The organism is Candidatus Palauibacter irciniicola, from assembly GCF_965208695.1.
Lineage (GTDB): Bacteria > Gemmatimonadota > Gemmatimonadetes > Palauibacterales > Palauibacteraceae > Palauibacter > Palauibacter irciniicola.
On the sequence record NZ_OZ242352.1, the window covers coordinates 3,177,324 to 3,192,237 of the forward strand.

General features: G+C 70.2%; 13 protein-coding genes. 7 read left to right on the plus strand and 6 right to left on the minus strand.

The features are described 5' to 3' along the window. Positions 1–22: 22 nt before the first annotated feature. Both ggt and ACOGI9_RS13730 read right to left on the minus strand, forming a co-directional pair. Entirely contained in the window at positions 23–1,735 is a 1,713-nt protein-coding gene (gene ggt / locus ACOGI9_RS13725; protein ID WP_419857674.1) for a gamma-glutamyltransferase, read from the minus strand. A gap of 68 nt (positions 1,736–1,803) precedes the next feature. Further along, complete coding sequence (locus tag ACOGI9_RS13730) at positions 1,804–2,667, minus strand: DPP IV N-terminal domain-containing protein (RefSeq protein ID WP_419857675.1); 864 nt, start codon at positions 2,665–2,667, stop codon at positions 1,804–1,806. Positions 2,668–2,958: 291 nt separating this feature from the next. Here ACOGI9_RS13730 and ACOGI9_RS13735 point away from each other — a divergent pair, with 291 nt between their 5' ends. Genes ACOGI9_RS13735 through ACOGI9_RS13745 form a run of 3 tightly spaced genes read left to right on the plus strand, consistent with a single transcriptional unit; the run spans position 2,959 to position 5,875 of the window. Further along, a complete protein-coding gene (locus tag ACOGI9_RS13735; protein WP_419857676.1) occupies positions 2,959–4,134 on the plus strand; it encodes a dipeptidase in 1,176 nt (391 codons plus the stop codon). Further along, the gene (locus ACOGI9_RS13740) at positions 4,134–5,177 is read left to right on the plus strand and encodes a hypothetical protein (protein WP_419857677.1); all 1,044 of its coding nucleotides are present in this window, start codon (positions 4,134–4,136) and stop codon (positions 5,175–5,177) included. The genes ACOGI9_RS13735 and ACOGI9_RS13740 overlap by 1 nt, the downstream gene beginning before the upstream one ends. A gap of 11 nt (positions 5,178–5,188) precedes the next feature. Then, positions 5,189–5,875, plus strand: coding sequence for a hypothetical protein (locus tag ACOGI9_RS13745; protein WP_419857678.1), 687 nt, complete (start codon positions 5,189–5,191; stop codon positions 5,873–5,875). On the opposite strand, the gene ACOGI9_RS13750 is transcribed toward ACOGI9_RS13745, so the two are convergent. After that, entirely contained in the window at positions 5,872–7,662 is a 1,791-nt protein-coding gene (locus ACOGI9_RS13750; RefSeq protein ID WP_419857679.1) for a thioredoxin family protein, read from the minus strand. The genes ACOGI9_RS13745 and ACOGI9_RS13750 overlap by 4 nt on opposite strands. 284 nt (positions 7,663–7,946) lie before the next feature. Here ACOGI9_RS13750 and ACOGI9_RS13755 point away from each other — a divergent pair, with 284 nt between their 5' ends. After that, positions 7,947–8,354, plus strand: coding sequence for a DoxX family membrane protein (locus tag ACOGI9_RS13755; protein ID WP_419857680.1), 408 nt, complete (start codon positions 7,947–7,949; stop codon positions 8,352–8,354). 54 nt (positions 8,355–8,408) lie between these two features. Here the strand turns inward: ACOGI9_RS13755 and ACOGI9_RS13760 are convergent, their stop codons facing one another. Then, on the minus strand, positions 8,409–9,938 hold the full coding sequence (locus ACOGI9_RS13760) for an inorganic phosphate transporter (RefSeq protein ID WP_419857681.1): 1,530 nt from the start codon (positions 9,936–9,938) through the stop codon (positions 8,409–8,411). 233 nt (positions 9,939–10,171) lie between these two features. Here ACOGI9_RS13760 and ACOGI9_RS13765 point away from each other — a divergent pair, with 233 nt between their 5' ends. The 3 genes from ACOGI9_RS13765 to ACOGI9_RS13775 are packed head-to-tail and all read left to right on the plus strand — an operon-like array spanning position 10,172 to position 12,795. After that, positions 10,172–11,293, plus strand: coding sequence for an aminotransferase class I/II-fold pyridoxal phosphate-dependent enzyme (locus ACOGI9_RS13765; RefSeq protein WP_419857682.1), 1,122 nt, complete (start codon positions 10,172–10,174; stop codon positions 11,291–11,293). A 6-nt stretch (positions 11,294–11,299) separates the two neighbouring features. Beyond that, positions 11,300–11,575 carry a CYTH domain-containing protein gene (locus tag ACOGI9_RS13770; protein ID WP_419857683.1) on the plus strand — a complete coding sequence of 92 codons (276 nt, stop codon included), beginning with the start codon at positions 11,300–11,302 and terminating at the stop codon, positions 11,573–11,575. Further along, entirely contained in the window at positions 11,572–12,795 is a 1,224-nt protein-coding gene (locus ACOGI9_RS13775) for a CHAD domain-containing protein (RefSeq protein ID WP_419857684.1), read from the plus strand. Before ACOGI9_RS13770 ends, ACOGI9_RS13775 begins: the two co-directional genes overlap by 4 nt. Before the next feature lie 40 nt (positions 12,796–12,835). Here the strand turns inward: ACOGI9_RS13775 and ACOGI9_RS13780 are convergent, their stop codons facing one another. Both ACOGI9_RS13780 and hisN read right to left on the minus strand, forming a co-directional pair. Continuing rightward, positions 12,836–14,092, minus strand: coding sequence for an amidohydrolase family protein (locus tag ACOGI9_RS13780; protein WP_419857685.1), 1,257 nt, complete (start codon positions 14,090–14,092; stop codon positions 12,836–12,838). Continuing rightward, entirely contained in the window at positions 14,089–14,865 is a 777-nt protein-coding gene (gene hisN / locus ACOGI9_RS13785; RefSeq protein ID WP_419857686.1) for a histidinol-phosphatase, read from the minus strand. Before hisN ends, ACOGI9_RS13780 begins: the two co-directional genes overlap by 4 nt. Positions 14,866–14,914: the final 49 nt, after the last annotated feature.

The window sequence follows — 14,914 nt, forward strand, 5'->3', positions numbered from 1 at the left end:
GCCGGGGCCTCGCCGTCGGCCGTCAGTGGCCGATGGCGAGGCCGTCCTTGCGGGGGTCCGACGCGCCGGCCCAGCCGCGATCGAGCTTCATGACGAGCTGACCGCCGCCGAACGAGGCGCTCTCCCAGTCCACGAGTTCGTGGCCGAACGCGCTCATGCCGGCTTCGAGTCCGTCGGTCAGCCGCTCGACCGCGACCCGGAGCCCGCCCATGTGGCGGAAGCGGGCCGCGTCGATCGCCTGCTGCGGGTCCATCCCGAACTCGATCATGTTGAGGACGACCTGCGTGTGCCCCTGCGGCTGCATCGACCCGCCCATGACGCCGAACGCCATCAGCGGCTCGCCGTCCCGCGTCACGAACCCGGGGATCAGCGTGTGGAAGGGCCGCTTGCCCGGCGCGACCTGGTTCGGGTGTCCGTCCTCGAGCGTGAAGCCGGCGCCCCGGTTCTGCAGCACGAAACCCGTCCCGGGGACGACGACGCCCGAGCCGAACGAGCCGTAGATGGAGTGGATGAAGGAGACCATGTTCCCGTACTGGTCGGCGACCGACAGGTAGATCGTCTCGGTGGCGGTCGCGAACTCGCCGGGCTCGACCCGCTCGGCGGCCACGGCCGGGTTGATGAGCGCCCGCCGCGACGCCAGGTAGTCCGGGTCGAGGAGTTGCTTCGGGTCGATCTCCATGTGATCGGCGTCCCCGACGTGCCGGGCCAGGTCCGCGAACGCCACCTTCTTGGCCTCGATCAGGTGGTGGAGGTACTCGGGCGAGTTATGCCCCATGCCCGCCAGGTCGAACGGCTCGAGCATCCCCAGCATCTGCAGGGCGGCCACGCCCTGGCCGGCGGGGGGCAGTTCCCAGATCGTCCACCCCTTGTAGTCCATCGACAGCGGCTCGACCCAGCGCACCTCCATCGCCGCCATGTCCTCCGGCGTCAGGTAGCCGCCGAGTTCGGCGAGTCCTTCGGCCACCCGCGTGCCCAGGTCGCCGCCGTACATCGCGGCCGGGCCTTCCGCCGCGATCGTGCGCAGGGTGCGCGCGAAGTCGGGGTTCCGGAACCAGTCGCCCGCTTCCGGCGCCCGCTCACCGTCGATGAGGTAGGTCGCCGCGGCTCCGGGATCCGCCTGCAGCTTGCGCAACTGTCCCTGCCACTGCCCCGCGATGATCGGCGTGACGGGGAAGCCCTCCTCGGCCAGCGCGATGGCCGGCGCCACGAGTTCCGCGAGCGGGCGGCTCCCGTACTTCTCGTTGAGAGCGCCCCAGCCCGCGATCGCCCCGGGCACGGTCACCGCCCCCGGCCCCGAGCCCGGCACGCGGTCGTAGCCGTCCGCCCGGATCCGTTCCGGCGTCATGTGCGTCCCGGCGCGGCCGGTCGCGTCCAGGCCGACGAGACGCCCCTCCTCCGCGGACCAGAAGAGCGCGAACAGATCGCCGCCCAGCCCCGTCATGTGCGGCTCGACGAGCGAGAGCACGGATGAGGCCGCGATCGCCGCGTCGAAGGCGTTGCCGCCGTCGCGCAGCACGCCGAGCGCGACGCTCGACGCCATGGGCTGGCTCGTCGCGACCATCCCGTTCGGAGCGTAGGCGGTGGATCGCCCCGCCATGGAACCCGGAGCATTCATCGCGGCCTCCTGACTTGACGAGTTCCTCAGGCTCTCCGCGTCCGCCGTGCCGCAGGCGGCGGCGGTCACGGGGAGGAGGGCGAGGACGAGAGTCGTGGCAACGTCGCGCATGCGCTTCATTCGGCTGATCCCCCTGGCTGATCCCTCTGAGGGTTGACGGCGGGCCCGAACCGGGCGCCGCACGCACACTACGGCCTCCATGCGGCCATGGCATCCCAGCGCGGGTGGCGCGTGATGTTCACCGGCTCCGATCCGTCCGCGCCCATCGCGTAAATCTCGGAGTTCCCGTCGCGCTTGGTCGAGAACAGCACGTACTCGCCGTCCGGCGACCAGCGCGGCAGTTCGTCCACCCCGGCGCGTCCCGAGAGGTTGGTCTGGCCGCCGCCATCCGCCCGCATCACGTAGATCTCGGCGTCGCCGATGTCCCGGTAGGACGTGAAGACGATCCGCGATCCATCCGGCGACCAGGAGGGGGACCGCGCGCCGCCCTCGGCAGGGAGCCGCACGAGCCCCGTCCCATCGGCCCGCATCGTCCACAGCGAGAACTGCCGGCCTCCGTCCCGGTCCGAGGCAAACACGATCCGCGCGCCGTCGGGCGACCAGTCCGGGTCCACGTCGAAGGACGACGGGCTCTGCGTGAGGTTGACCGGATTCGATCCGTCCACGTCGATCACCCAGATGTCCGGATCCCCCGTGCGCTCGGAGACGAAGACCACGCGCTTCCCGTCCGGGGACAGGCGCCCGGACCGGTCATATGCCGTGTCCCGCGTCACCGGCCTCCAGTCCGAGCCGTCCGCGTCCATTACGAAGATGTCGGGGTTTCCGTCGAGCCAGCTCGTGAACACGATACGCGAGCCGTCCGGCGTCCAGCTGGGCTCGAGGCTCGTCTCCCCTTCCGGCGTGAGGGGCCGCTGCCCCGTCCCATCCGCGTTCGCCACCCAGATGCGCATGAACCTCTCGCGGATCGCGGTGAAGACGATCTCGCCCGACGCGGGCGGCTCGGGACCCGTCGCGTCCCCGCACCCGAGCGCCGCCAGCGATGCCAGCGTCATGCAAAGGCGTCGGGGCGCCTTCCATGCGTACATGACGTTCGTCCGTCCTCCAGGTCTCGGGAGATCCCGCGCGGCCTTGGCACGGGCTGCCATTCCTCGTTGCATCGGGCCGGGGTGCGGACGAGCTTGCCCACAGCGGTTCGGACCGACCCGGGAGTCAAAGATGAGACAAATCGTACGCTCGCACCAAGCCCTCCTGCCCGCTCTCTCCCTTTTCCTCGCCCCTTCCTCGCTCTCGGTTGCGGAGAACCGGCGGACGATGCGGGAGCCGCGGCGGGCGAGGAGCCTTCCATGGACGAGGCCGAACTCGAACAGCGTGCGCGCGAGATCCACGAGCGCGTGCTCACGGTCGACACGCACGACGACATCCCTTACAACTTCGCCACCCCGGAGGTGGATCCGCTCAACGCGGACCGCCAGGTGAATCTCGAGAAGATGCGGGCGGGCGGGCTCGACGTCGGCTTCTTCATCGTCTACGTGGGACAGACCGAGCGCACGCCGGAGAACTACGAGGCGGCGAAACAGGGCGCGATCACGAAGTTCGAGGCGATCCACCGCATGGCGAACGAGATGTACCCGGAGCAGATCGGGCTCGCCCACACCGCCGACGACGCGGAGCGGATCCACGCCGAGGGCCGGCTCGTGGCCGCGATCGGGATCGAGAACGGATACGTGATCGGGACGGATCTCTCCCTCCTCGAGCGGTACCACGAACTCGGCGCCCGCTACATCACCCTGGCGCACAACGGCAACAACGACATCGCCGACTCGGCGCAACCCAACTTCGCGTTCGGCGACACCCCGGAGGAGAACGGGGGCATCAGCGACTTCGGCGAGGAGGTGATCGCCGAGATGAACCGGCTCGGGATCATGGTCGACGTTTCCCACATTTCGAAGGCGGCCAGCCTCGAGGCGATGGAGCTCTCCGAGGCTCCGGTCATCGCGTCGCACTCCGGCGCCCACGCGGTGAACGCCCATCCCCGCAACATGGACGACGAGCAGTTGTATGCCCTGCGCGAGAACGGCGGGGTGATCCAGGCCGTGGCCCTGGGGGCCTTCGTGAAGTCGCCTCCTGAGGAGCAGCAGGCGGAGGTCACCGCGCTCCGGGAGTCGATCGGCTTCACGAGCTTCTCCCAGATGACGGACGAACAGCGCGTCGCCTTCCGCGAAGGGATGGCCGAGATCCGGTCGCGGTATCCGGCCGTGAACGTGGCGGACTTCGTCGACCATATCGACCATGCGGTCAACCTGATCGGCATCGATTACGTCGGGATCAGTTCGGACTTCGACGGCGGCGGCGGGATCGAGGGGTGGAGCGATGCCTCGGAAACGCTCAACGTCACGATCGAACTCGTGCGCCGCGGCTATTCCGAGGACGAGATCCGGCAACTCTGGGGCGGAAACACGCTCCGCATCTGGCGCGCCGCCGAGGAAGTCGCCGCGGACCTCCAGCAGGCCGGGGGCTGATGCGCGTCAGGACGCTCGCCGCGGTCGTCCCGCTGGCGCTGGCGGCAGCCGCCTGCGGCGAATCGCCGCGGGAGCCCGACGACACCGACGGGCCCTTCCGGGTCGGCGCGACGATCGATGTGGGAGCGGCCCCGCACGGCATCCGGTTCAGCCCGGACGGAGACACGGCCTGGGTCGCCTTGAGCGGCGAAGGCGGGATCGCGGTCGTGGATCTCTCCGAGTCCGCCGTCGTGGCGCGGTGGGAGGCCGGGGAGGCGCCGCTCGACCTCGTGCGCGTCGAAGGCGGCTGGCTGGTGAGCCAGTTCCGGGACTCGACGCTCATCCGGCTCGACGATGAGGGCCGGATCGTCCCCGGCGCCGTGTGGGACGTCGGGGCGGGGCCGTCGCTGTTCACGCCCGGGACCGTGCGCGGAGAGACCTGGATCACGACCGAGTTCTCGGACCGGCTGTGGACGGTGGACACTCGCGACGGAACGCCGCGGGGGTTCCACGCCACCGGCGATCGTCCCTATCCCGCGGACGTGATGTGGGACGGATCCTACGCCTTCGTCCCCAACCTGGACGCGGGGTCGGTCTCCGTCATCGACCTCCTGAACGGTGAACTGGATGCCACGGTCGAGGCGTGTCCCGGCCCGCCGGGGGGCGCGCTCACGCCCGACCAGGTCACGTACGTCGTCGCCTGCGGCGGATCCGACGAGGTGGCCTTCATCAACACCGCGTCCTTTGCCGTCACCGGCCGTGTGTCGGACGGCATCGGTCCCCGGCCGTTCTCGGTCGTCGGTGCCCGGGGACGGCCGCCACGCGCTGGTCAACAACGCGGGCGGCAGCACCGTCTCCGTCGTCGACCTCGAATCCCGCGCCGTCGTGCAGCGGCTGGAGGTCGGCGAGCAACCCATCGTCCTCCGCGCGCACCCGGACGGCGAGCGCGTGTTCGTGGCGAACGAGATCTCGGGCACGCTCGTCGAACTGGCGCCGACCGCGGCGTCGGCGGGGATCGCCCGCGGCGGGATCGGCCGCTCCGTCCGGGGGCGAGACGACGCTGAACGAGGTCGTCGTGCTCGGGATGATCCACTCGGGCCACGAGACCAGCGAGACGTTCAGTCTGGAAGTCGTGCGAGACCTGGTGCGGGAGATCGATCCGGACTACTGGCTGACCGAGATCCCGCCCAACCGCTGGGACCGCGCGTGGGCCGAGTTCGAAGCCACCGGGACGGTCGAGGAGCCGCGGGTCCGCCGCTTCCCCGAGTACATGGAGGGGCTCTTCCCCCTCTCCCGCGAACTGGACTTCGAAGTCATTCCGACGGCGGGGTGGACCGAGCCGATGTCGGACTTCCGGGCCGCGTATCTCGACGCCTATTCGCGGGACCCGGACCGGGCCGAGGGCTGGGCGGAATACCGGGCCGCCGCGGAGGCTTCAGCCGAGGCGCTCGCCGCGGGCGCGGCGGACGACCCGCGCTGGATCCACACCGATGCCTACGACGAAGCCTACGACATCCGCATGCGGACGTACGCCCGCCTGTTCGATGCGGACCTGGGCCCCGGAGGGTGGGACGCGATCAACGCCTCGCACTGGGCGTACATCGAAGAGGGGCTGAACCGGCATCGCGGCGAGGGTGTCCGTTTCCTCCTCACCTACGGCGCGGGACACAAGGGGCCGTTCCTCCGCGAACTCCGGAAGCGCGACGACATCGTGCTCCTGGAGGTGGGACCGTTCCTCGACCGGCTGGCTGCGGGCCGCTAGTCCCCGAGCAGGTTGATGATCGCGGACTTCGAGATCAGTTCCGAGAAGACGTGCGGCTCCGCGCCCGGCCGATAGAGCACGTAGAAGGGGATGCCGTAGCGGCCGAAGTCGGCCAGGTAGCGGCCGATCGAATCGTCGCGCCGGGTCCAGTCCGCCCGCATGGCGATGACGCCGTGCTGCTCGAACGCCCCGGCTACTTCCTCGGTCTCCAGGAAGAGCGTCTCGTTGACCTTGCAGGTGAAGCACCAGTCCGCCGTCACGTCGACGAACACGTAGGTGCCCCGGGCCGCGAGTTCTTCCGCCCGCTCGCGGTCGAAGGGCTGCCAGGCGATGAGGCGGTCCTCCGGCGCGACGCCGATCGTGGAGGGCCCCGCTTCGGACCGCCCCGCGGCCACCGTGGAGACGGCCACGACCGTGAGCGCCGCCGCGGCGACCCCGGCCAGCCGGCGCGCCGGCCGACCGCGCTGCGCCCGGCTGGCGAGCCAGATCGCGAGGGCCACGGCCAGCAGTCCGATCTCGAAGAAGGCCACGCGCGGCGCCGACACCAGGCCCGACATGACGAAGAGGAGCCACACGAGCGTCGCCGCGAGCAGGAACCCCATCACCACGCGGAAGGTCGCCATCCACGGCCCCGGCCGCGGCAGCACGCGCCCCGCCGCCGGGAACGCCGCCAGGAGCAGGTACGGAGAGGCCATCCCGGTGCCGATCGCGCCGAACATCGCCGCCGTCGTGATCGAATCCTGCGTGAGCGCGAAGCCGAGCGCCGTCCCCAGGAAGGGGGCGGAGCAGGGCGTCGCCATCAGCGTGGCGAAGAAGCCGGTCACCAGGTGCCCTGCGAGCCCCTCGGACGGACCCGACGAGCCCACCTTCGCCAGCGTCCCCGGGAGGTGGATCTCGAACAATCCCCACATGTTGAGCGTGAAGAGCAGGATCACGACCGCGAGCGCTCCGACGAACAGTGGTTCCTGGAACTGGATGCCCCAGCCCACCGCGACGCCGGCCGCGCGCGCCCCGATCGCCGCCCCCGCCAGCAGCAGGAAGGAGAGGATGATCCCCGCCGCCGTGGCGAGGCTCCCGGTCGTGAGCGCGCGCCGGCCCCCCTCCGCGCTCTTCATCAGCCCGAACACCTTCAGCGACAGCACGGGCAGCACACACGGCATCGCGTTCAGGATCAGCCCGCCCAGGAAGCCCAATAGCACGAACCAGAGGAAGCCCCGTCCGGCGCCCGCGACCTGCGATCCGCCGCCGCCCGTCGCGGTTTCCGCCGCGGCGAAGAACTCAAGGTTCGCGACTTCGCCTCCGGCCGCGATCGTCAGCCCCACCGTGGCCGGCGTCGTCACCGGTGCGAGGCACATTTTGTCGTCGCACGCCTGGTAGGTGACGTTCGTCCGGATGGGGTAGGTGCCGGTGGCCGCTCCCGCCGGCGTCGGCAGCGCGGCCCGGATGAAGATCTCTCCCTCGTACACGGAGATGGCGGTGGGCGCGAAGTCGAAGCGCTTCATCTCGCCCGGGGGATAGCGAGGCGTCTCCGGTGCCGGCCAGTCGGGCGGCGCTTCGATGTCGATCTCCGTCGCGATCAGGTAGTCGAAGGTCGGTTCGTAGCTGTTCGTGTGCCAGCCGTCCTCGATCGTGAGGCGCACCGCCAGGTCGGCGGCCTCGCCGGCGAGGTAGGCGGTGCGGTCGAGGGCGACGGCGATGTCCCCCTTCTCGAGGTCGAGCGCCCCCTGCCGCGGAAGCTGCGCCGCGCCCGGGGCCGGGAGGAGCGATCCCGCGACCGCGGCGCACACGCCCGCGACCACCGGCCAGGCGCGCCTGGCGCGGCCGCGTTCCCCTCCAGCTGTCCTGCCTCTTGAACCGACCCTCATTCGTCCCGATCCCCTGAACTCGAGCTTTCTGCACCGCGGCGGGAAAATTAGCCGCCCGGCCTCTGCGTCAAAACACCCGTCGTGCCCGCCGCGATGGACGCCTGCGATGGACGCCTGTGATGGACGCCCGCGATTGACGCCCCTGTTTGCGGCGGACCACTCTTGAAGGAAGGAGGAACGTCCCGCACACCGGAACGGAGGCCGACATGAAACGCTGGGGTCTGCTGCTGCTGAGAGTGAGCACGGGGTGGCTGCTGGTGATGTGGGGGCTCGACAAGTTCGTGAACGTGGAGCACGGCCAGCGCGTGGCCGAGAGCTTCTATCTCGGGATCGGGTCGCAGGCGGTCGTCCAGAACGTCTTCGGCGGTCTGGAGATCGCCCTCGGCCTGTTCGTGGTGCTGGGCCTGTTGAGGAAGTGGGCCTACCCGGCGGCGTTCGTCGTCCTCCTCATCACGGCGCTCGCCGTGTGGCGGTCGATCCTCGATCCGTGGGGCTGGGTCCTCGAGGGATCGCAGGTCCTCTTCTATCCCTCGATCATCGTTCTCGCCGGCGCCATGGTCCTCTGGGGCACGATGGACCAGGACGAGTTGACGGTCGACGCCCGCATGGGCTGACCTGCTCGACCCGGCCCGGCGCGTTTCGAGGCGACGCGCCGGGCGGGCCGGGAATCAGCCGTGCTCCGGCTCGGGCCGGTGGACCCTGCCGAGCCGCCACATGCCGACAGCGACCAGCACAGCGACGATCGGCAGGCCGGCCGCCCCCGTGAGGACGATCAGCGAGGCCATCATGAAGGCGACCGAAGCGGCGATAAGGCCCGTGAGGAGCCAGCCGCCGAGCACCACCATGATGCCCGTCACGCGCTGGCCGCCGTCGATGGTCGTCCACGTTCGGTCCCCGAAGGAGGCGCCCATCGCGGCCATGAACGTGATGTAGGTGGTCGACAGGGGCAGCCTGTTCGCGGTGCCGATGGAGATGAGCAGCGCCGCGACGGTCAGATTCACGCTGGCGCGCAGCAGGTCGTACGGAGGATCCTGGGGATCCGGCGGGGGCGGTGCGGTCTGCACCTCGATATGCTCCCGGATCCTGCGCGGCGTGAGGCGCTTGGCGAAGAGGAAGCCGGAGTACCCCCACGTCGCGATCGACGTACCCAGCTTGCTGTCGCGGAAGCGCTGCGGCGTGTGGCTCTGGGCGGCCAGCCGGATCTCGGTGTCCGTCACCCGACGCGCCTTCCGGGACCGGATGAGCGCCACGGCCATGATAATGCCCGCCGCCAGCAGCGCCCACGGCGGCGTCGGCACCCGCCCGGAAAGGTCGACGCCTTCCACGAGCACCGCCTGGAAGGCCGCGACCGACGGACCGATGAAGTTGACGAGGTCGTTTCCGGCGAACGCCATGGACAGCGCGCCCGTGCCGGTGAGGACGATGACGCCGACCACCGTCCTGGGCCGCCGCCGCAGCGCGAGCGCAAACGCGCTCGAAAGGACGAATACGCCGGCGAGGATCAGGAAGATCTGCTCGCGCAGCATCGTCATCGTCCCCTCGCCGAGAAGCGCGGCGCCCTGCAGGCCCTTGAACAGCACGAAATAGGCCATCGCCGAGAACGAGACGCCGGTCCAGAGCCAGCCCCAGCGCGGAAAGCTCTCCTTCAGATCGAATCCGTACAGGATCCGGACCAGCCACATGATCCCGGCCGCACTCACGAAGGCGGTGATCACGGAGAGGAAGATGGCGGTGTAGATGCCGAGCACGGGCCCGGTGTTGATGACTGCCAGTGCCTCGCGGAAGCCGCCCGCCGTGGTCCAGAGGGCGACCGCGATCGAGGCGCCCACGAGTTCCGACACGATCGACACCGTCGTGCTCGTCGGCAGCCCGAAGGTGTTGAACAGGTCCAGGAGAAGGACGTCCGCCGCCATGACGCCGAGATAAAGCGCGAGGATCGAGGTCAGGATGATCGTCCCGTCCACGTCGGTGAAGAAGCTGGGGTCGAACACGCCGCGCCGCGCCACTTCCATGAGGCCGCTGGAGGTGAACGCGCCGAGGAGGATCCCGATCGTGGCGATGATCATGATGAGGCGCCGCCGTGCCACCCTGGACCCGAACGCCGAGTTCAGGAAGTTCACCGCATCGTTCGCGACCCCGACCCAGAGGTCGAAGGTGGCGAGCCCGAGGATCAAAAGCAGAGCAATCGTTTCGAACAATGGATCAACGCCTGGCTGGGGCTGCGGACGTCCGGAACCGGGTCACACCGAGGTGTCGCGCACGGTGCGTTCAGCGCCAACCCTAGGCCGATTTCGCCACGGGGCAAGCGTCGTGACCAGACTGTTACGTCAGCGCCCTTCGGCCGCCGCCTGTTCCTGTCTCCCCGTCATTTCGGTATCCTCCGGAAGTCGTGATTCAACGAGTACGCCCCGATCAAACCGCAGGAGTCGAAATGCGGGTTCCCCCATTCCTGATGGAGCGGTGGCAGTCGACGTTCGAGCACCGCGTGGACTACAACCTCTCCGAGAGCGGCGTGCACCCTTTGACGCTGTCGGAACTGCTGGAACTCATCGACCTGGACCCGGGCGGCGTCCGCCTGGAGTACGGACAGAGCGATGGTTCCGACCCACTCAAGGCCGTGATCGCGGACCTGTACGAGGGGGCCGTTCCCGAGAACATCATCGTCACGACCGGCGGGGCCGAAGCGAACTATGTCGTGCTCTGGAGTCTGGTGTCGGCCGGGGACCGGGTCGTGGCTCTGGAACCGACCTACGGCCAGACGCCCGGGCTGGCGCGAGGACTGGGTGCGGACGTGGTCTCGTGGAAGCTCGATGAAGAGCGTGGTTGGCAGCCTGCGCCGGGCAGCGCCGCGGACGTCATCACGCCGGGGACGCGCCTCGTCATCGTCACGAATCCGAACAACCCGACGGGAGCGGTCCTCACGGCGTCGGCGATGGACGAAATCGTCGGCGCCGCCGAGGCGGTCGGGGCCTGGATTCTGGCGGACGAGGTCTACGTCGGGGCGGAGGTCGAGGGCCCGGAGACGCCGAGCTTCTGGGGCCGCTACGACCGGGTGATCGTGACGGGCTCGCTCTCGAAGGCCTACGCGCTTCCGGGGCTCCGGCTCGGCTGGATCACGGCGCCGGCGCACATGCACGAGGAGTTCTGGGGCCGGAAGGACTACACGACGATCACGCCGGCCACGCTCTCCGACGTCGCGGCGCGCCGCGTGCTGAGCGCCGATGTGCGCCCCCGCGTACTCGAAAGGACCCGGGGGATCATCCGCGTCAACCTCTCCCGCGTCACCCGCTGGCTCGACGCCCGCGCCGACCTGTTCTCGTACCGGGCCCCGGATGCCGGCGCGATCTGCTACGTGCGCTACGGTCTCGACATCAACTCGACGGAGCTGGCGGAACGGCTGCGGGCGGAGAGGGGTGTCCTCGTCGTCCCCGGCGACCACTTCGGGATGGACCACTACCTGCGGATCGGCTTCGGAACCCCGGCCGCGGAACTCGACGAAGCGCTCGACCGCGTGGCGGCCCTTCTCGAGGAGGCCTGCGCGGCGGTGGCCTAGCAGCTCATGGCGGAGTCGGTCGAAGTCGAGGTCAAGCTCACCGGGGATCGCGGGGAGTTGTCCGCGGCCTTCGACGACCTGGGCGGCACCCGCCCGGCCCGCCAGCAACTCCTGACGGTCTACTACGACACCCCGGAGGGCCATCTCCGGCGTCGCGGTTTCGCCCTCAGAATCCGGAGCGGAAGCGGCTTCCGGGAACTGACCCTGAAGAGGGACGAGGGGGACGGGCTGACCCGCGGCGAGTGGACGTCGCGCCTGCCGCCCGCGACCCGCGGAGGATGAGACGCCGAGCCTCTTCGACTCCCCCCGAGGCTCCCGTCGGCGACCTCGGGATCGCGGATGCCGACGCGCTGCGCCCCACCTTCCTCACGGACATCGAGCGCACGAAAAAGGAGATCCAGACGGGTGACGCCCGGGTCGAGGCTTCGCTGGACATGGGGCGGATCTCGGCGGGCGAACGCGAGGCGCCGGTGGCCGAACTGGAGTTGGAGCTGATGAGCGGGCCGGTGGGGGACATGCTGGCGGGTGCGCGCGCTCTCCTCGAGAAGCGTCGCCTAAGGATCGGGACGCGCTCCAAGGCCGCGCAGGGCACGGATCTGCTTCTCGGCACGTCGCCGCCCGCCGTCCGGGCGACGAGGGTGAAACTCGATCCGGCGGATTCGATCGACGGGGCGCTCGCGAAGGTCCTCCGGGCCGCGTCCATCCACGTGACGGCGAATCTCGCCCCGGTGCTGGAGACCGGCGATCCCGAAGGCATCCACCAACTGCGGGTCTCCCTGCGGCGGCTGCGCTCGGCGCTCCTCTTCCTCAAACCCCATCTCGGATCCCGCGCCGCCACCCTGAACCGCGAGGCTCGGCGGGCGCTCAAGCGGCTGGGTCCGGCACGCGACTTCGATGTCTTTCTGCTCGAGACGCTGCCTCCCGTGATCGACGCGAACCCCCGAGCGTCCTCGCTGCCGAGGCTTCGTGACGCCGCACGGGAACGGCGGGACGCGGCCCACGAAGCGGCCCGGAAGTTGATCCGGGGCCGGCGCTTCAACCGGTTCGTCCTGGACCTGCTGCGGGTGGCGCACGGCGGCGGACTCGTCGTGCGGGACGCGGACGGGCCCCTCCCGAAGACCGCGAAGCGCAGGCTGAACGGGAGATACCGGAGCCTGATGAAGGCGGGGAGCGGGTTCGATCGCCTCACGGAGCCGGAGCGCCACCGGGTCAGGATCGCGCTCAAGAAGCTCCGCTACGCGTGCGACTACTCGCGGACCCTCTTCCCCGGCCCGGCGGTGGACCCGTACCTCCGACGTCTGTCGGCGCTGCAGGACGACCTCGGCCGCCTGAACGACGCGTCGGTCGCCCGGCTGATCTCGCAAGAATTGGCCGCGGCCGATCCACTCGCGGCCGCGGGAGCATCGCGGGTCGGCGACTGGTACGACCGGTGGGCGCGCGAGGCGGAGCCCGGCCTCATCGAATCCTGGCGGGCCTTCGCCGCGACGGAACCGTTCTGGTAGCTCGTCCGCCCGGCGGTCCTCCAGACGGCTCCGCTACCCGTCAGGGGACGATGCGGGGACCCAGCGAACGGCGGTGACTCCGCACGCCGCGCGCGAAGAGGAGCAGCGTGAGGAGGAGCGCGGCGCCGCCGATGAGGAGCCGCACGGGATTGTCCGAAACCCGGTTTCCGGGGTTGTCGAGCAGGGCGTCGAACAGCGTGGGCGGATCGTACAGGACCCCGCCCTTGCCCACGCGGGAAACGGTTTGCGTGAGCGAAATGTCCAGGCGCGGATCGCTCTCGAGAATGAGAAAGTCCCCGAGCTTGCCCGGCTCCAGCGTACCCCGCGAATCTTCGAGTCCCAGGTGGCGGGCCGCCTCGCGCGTGGCGGCGTAGAGGGCGTCCTCCGCCGTCAACCCGGCGGCGACGAGCGCGTCCATCTCCTCGTGCAGCGCCAGCCCCGGCGCGAGCGCGCCGTTCGTGGCCGTAGAGACGGATCCTCCGGCCGCGTGGAACTCCCGCACGAACTCGCGGAGCACCTCCAGCGCCGCAGCCAGCCGTTCGGCCTCGGCGGGCGTCCGGTCGGGAAGGAGCCGGTCCTGAATGCGCTCCGTGACCATCGCATATTCGACGAGGCGGTTCATCCCGTGCGGGAGTCTGTAGGGCGCCGCCCAGCGCTCCTGCTCCAGGAGGCGTGGCGCGAACGCGGCGCCCCGGGCCCCCATCGCGCGGGCGGAATCCAGCAGCGCCTCGCGGTCGGCGAGCGTCGCCCGCGACCGCGCGACGACCTGGAGATCTCGCGGCTCGCGGCCAGGTGGCCCGCCCGCGTCGGGCGGGACCGTAGCGGCGAGCGCCTGGCCGAAGAGGCCGAGCGGGTACGGCGGCTCCTCGACGGGCATCGCCGGCCGCGGCGCGGGGATGCGCGCGTCATCGCTGCCCGCCGGCGGCAGCGGCTCCCCCTCGGGCCCCTCCGGAATCTCCGGGACGGCCGCCGTCGTGACGCCGAGCAAAAAAGCCAGGTAGGCGGCCTGCTCGTTGCTCGGAACCTCCGCGGCCTCCCTCACGTCGATCAGCCCCGGCACGACCCAGAAGCCATCGGCGTCGAGCACCTCCACGCCCCCCGGCTCGGCGCAGTCGACCGGCGCGCCCACGCACGTCACCAGGCCGTCGACCACGACGAGGCGCCCGGTCGGCCACACGGCCCCCGTGCCGTCGATGATGTTCCCGTTGTCGACCACGATCGACCCCGGCCCGCCGCACGCCGCGAGGCCGGCCACAAGCGCGGCCATCGCCGCCGGGTAGCGTTTCGTTTCCGTCATGACGTTCCGGTTCCGTTCAGGATCTCCATCACTTCGCCGTGGAGCGCCGGCGCGGCTGCCACCGTCGACGCGCCGCCGATGGGATCGTCCCCTTCCCAGGTCGTGATCACGCCGCCCGCGCCGCGGATCACCGGGACCAGCGCCGCAATGTCCCACGGATGCATGACCGGATCGAGCATGATGTCGGCTCGCCCCGTCGCGACCATGAGGTATCCGTAGCAGTCGCCCCAACCCCGGTACAGTGCCGTTCTCGACCACAGCGCCTCGAACCCCGCGAGGTTCCGGTGCCGGCCGACCGCCCCCGGATCCGTCGTCAGGAGCATCGCCTCCGACAGCGAACGGTCTTCGCGGACCCTCACCGCTTCCCCGTTGAAGGTCGTCCCCGATGGAGTGCCGATGGCCAGTTCGCGCGTGATCGGCTGGTGGATCACGCCCAGAATCGGCTCCCCGTCGCGCAGCAGCCCGATGAGCGTCCCGAACAGAGGGACGCCCGCCACGAAGGAGATCGTCCCGTCGATCGGATCCAGCACCCAGACGTACTCGGCGTCGTCGTTCTGCGCGCCGAACTCCTCCCCGACGATGCCATGGTCGGGAAAGCGCTCCAGAATCCGGTCGCGGAGCAGCGTCTCCGCGTAGCGGTCCGCCACGGTAACGGGCGACGCGTCCGTCTTGGACTCCACGGCCAGGTCGGGATGGCGGAACATGCCCGCGATCGCCCGGCCCGACGCCTCGGCCAGCTCCGCCGCGAATTCTCTCAGCGAATCGGGGTCCAACCTCTCCTCCGGTTTCGGGGTTCGAGCGCGATCCGGCCCACAGGTTAGT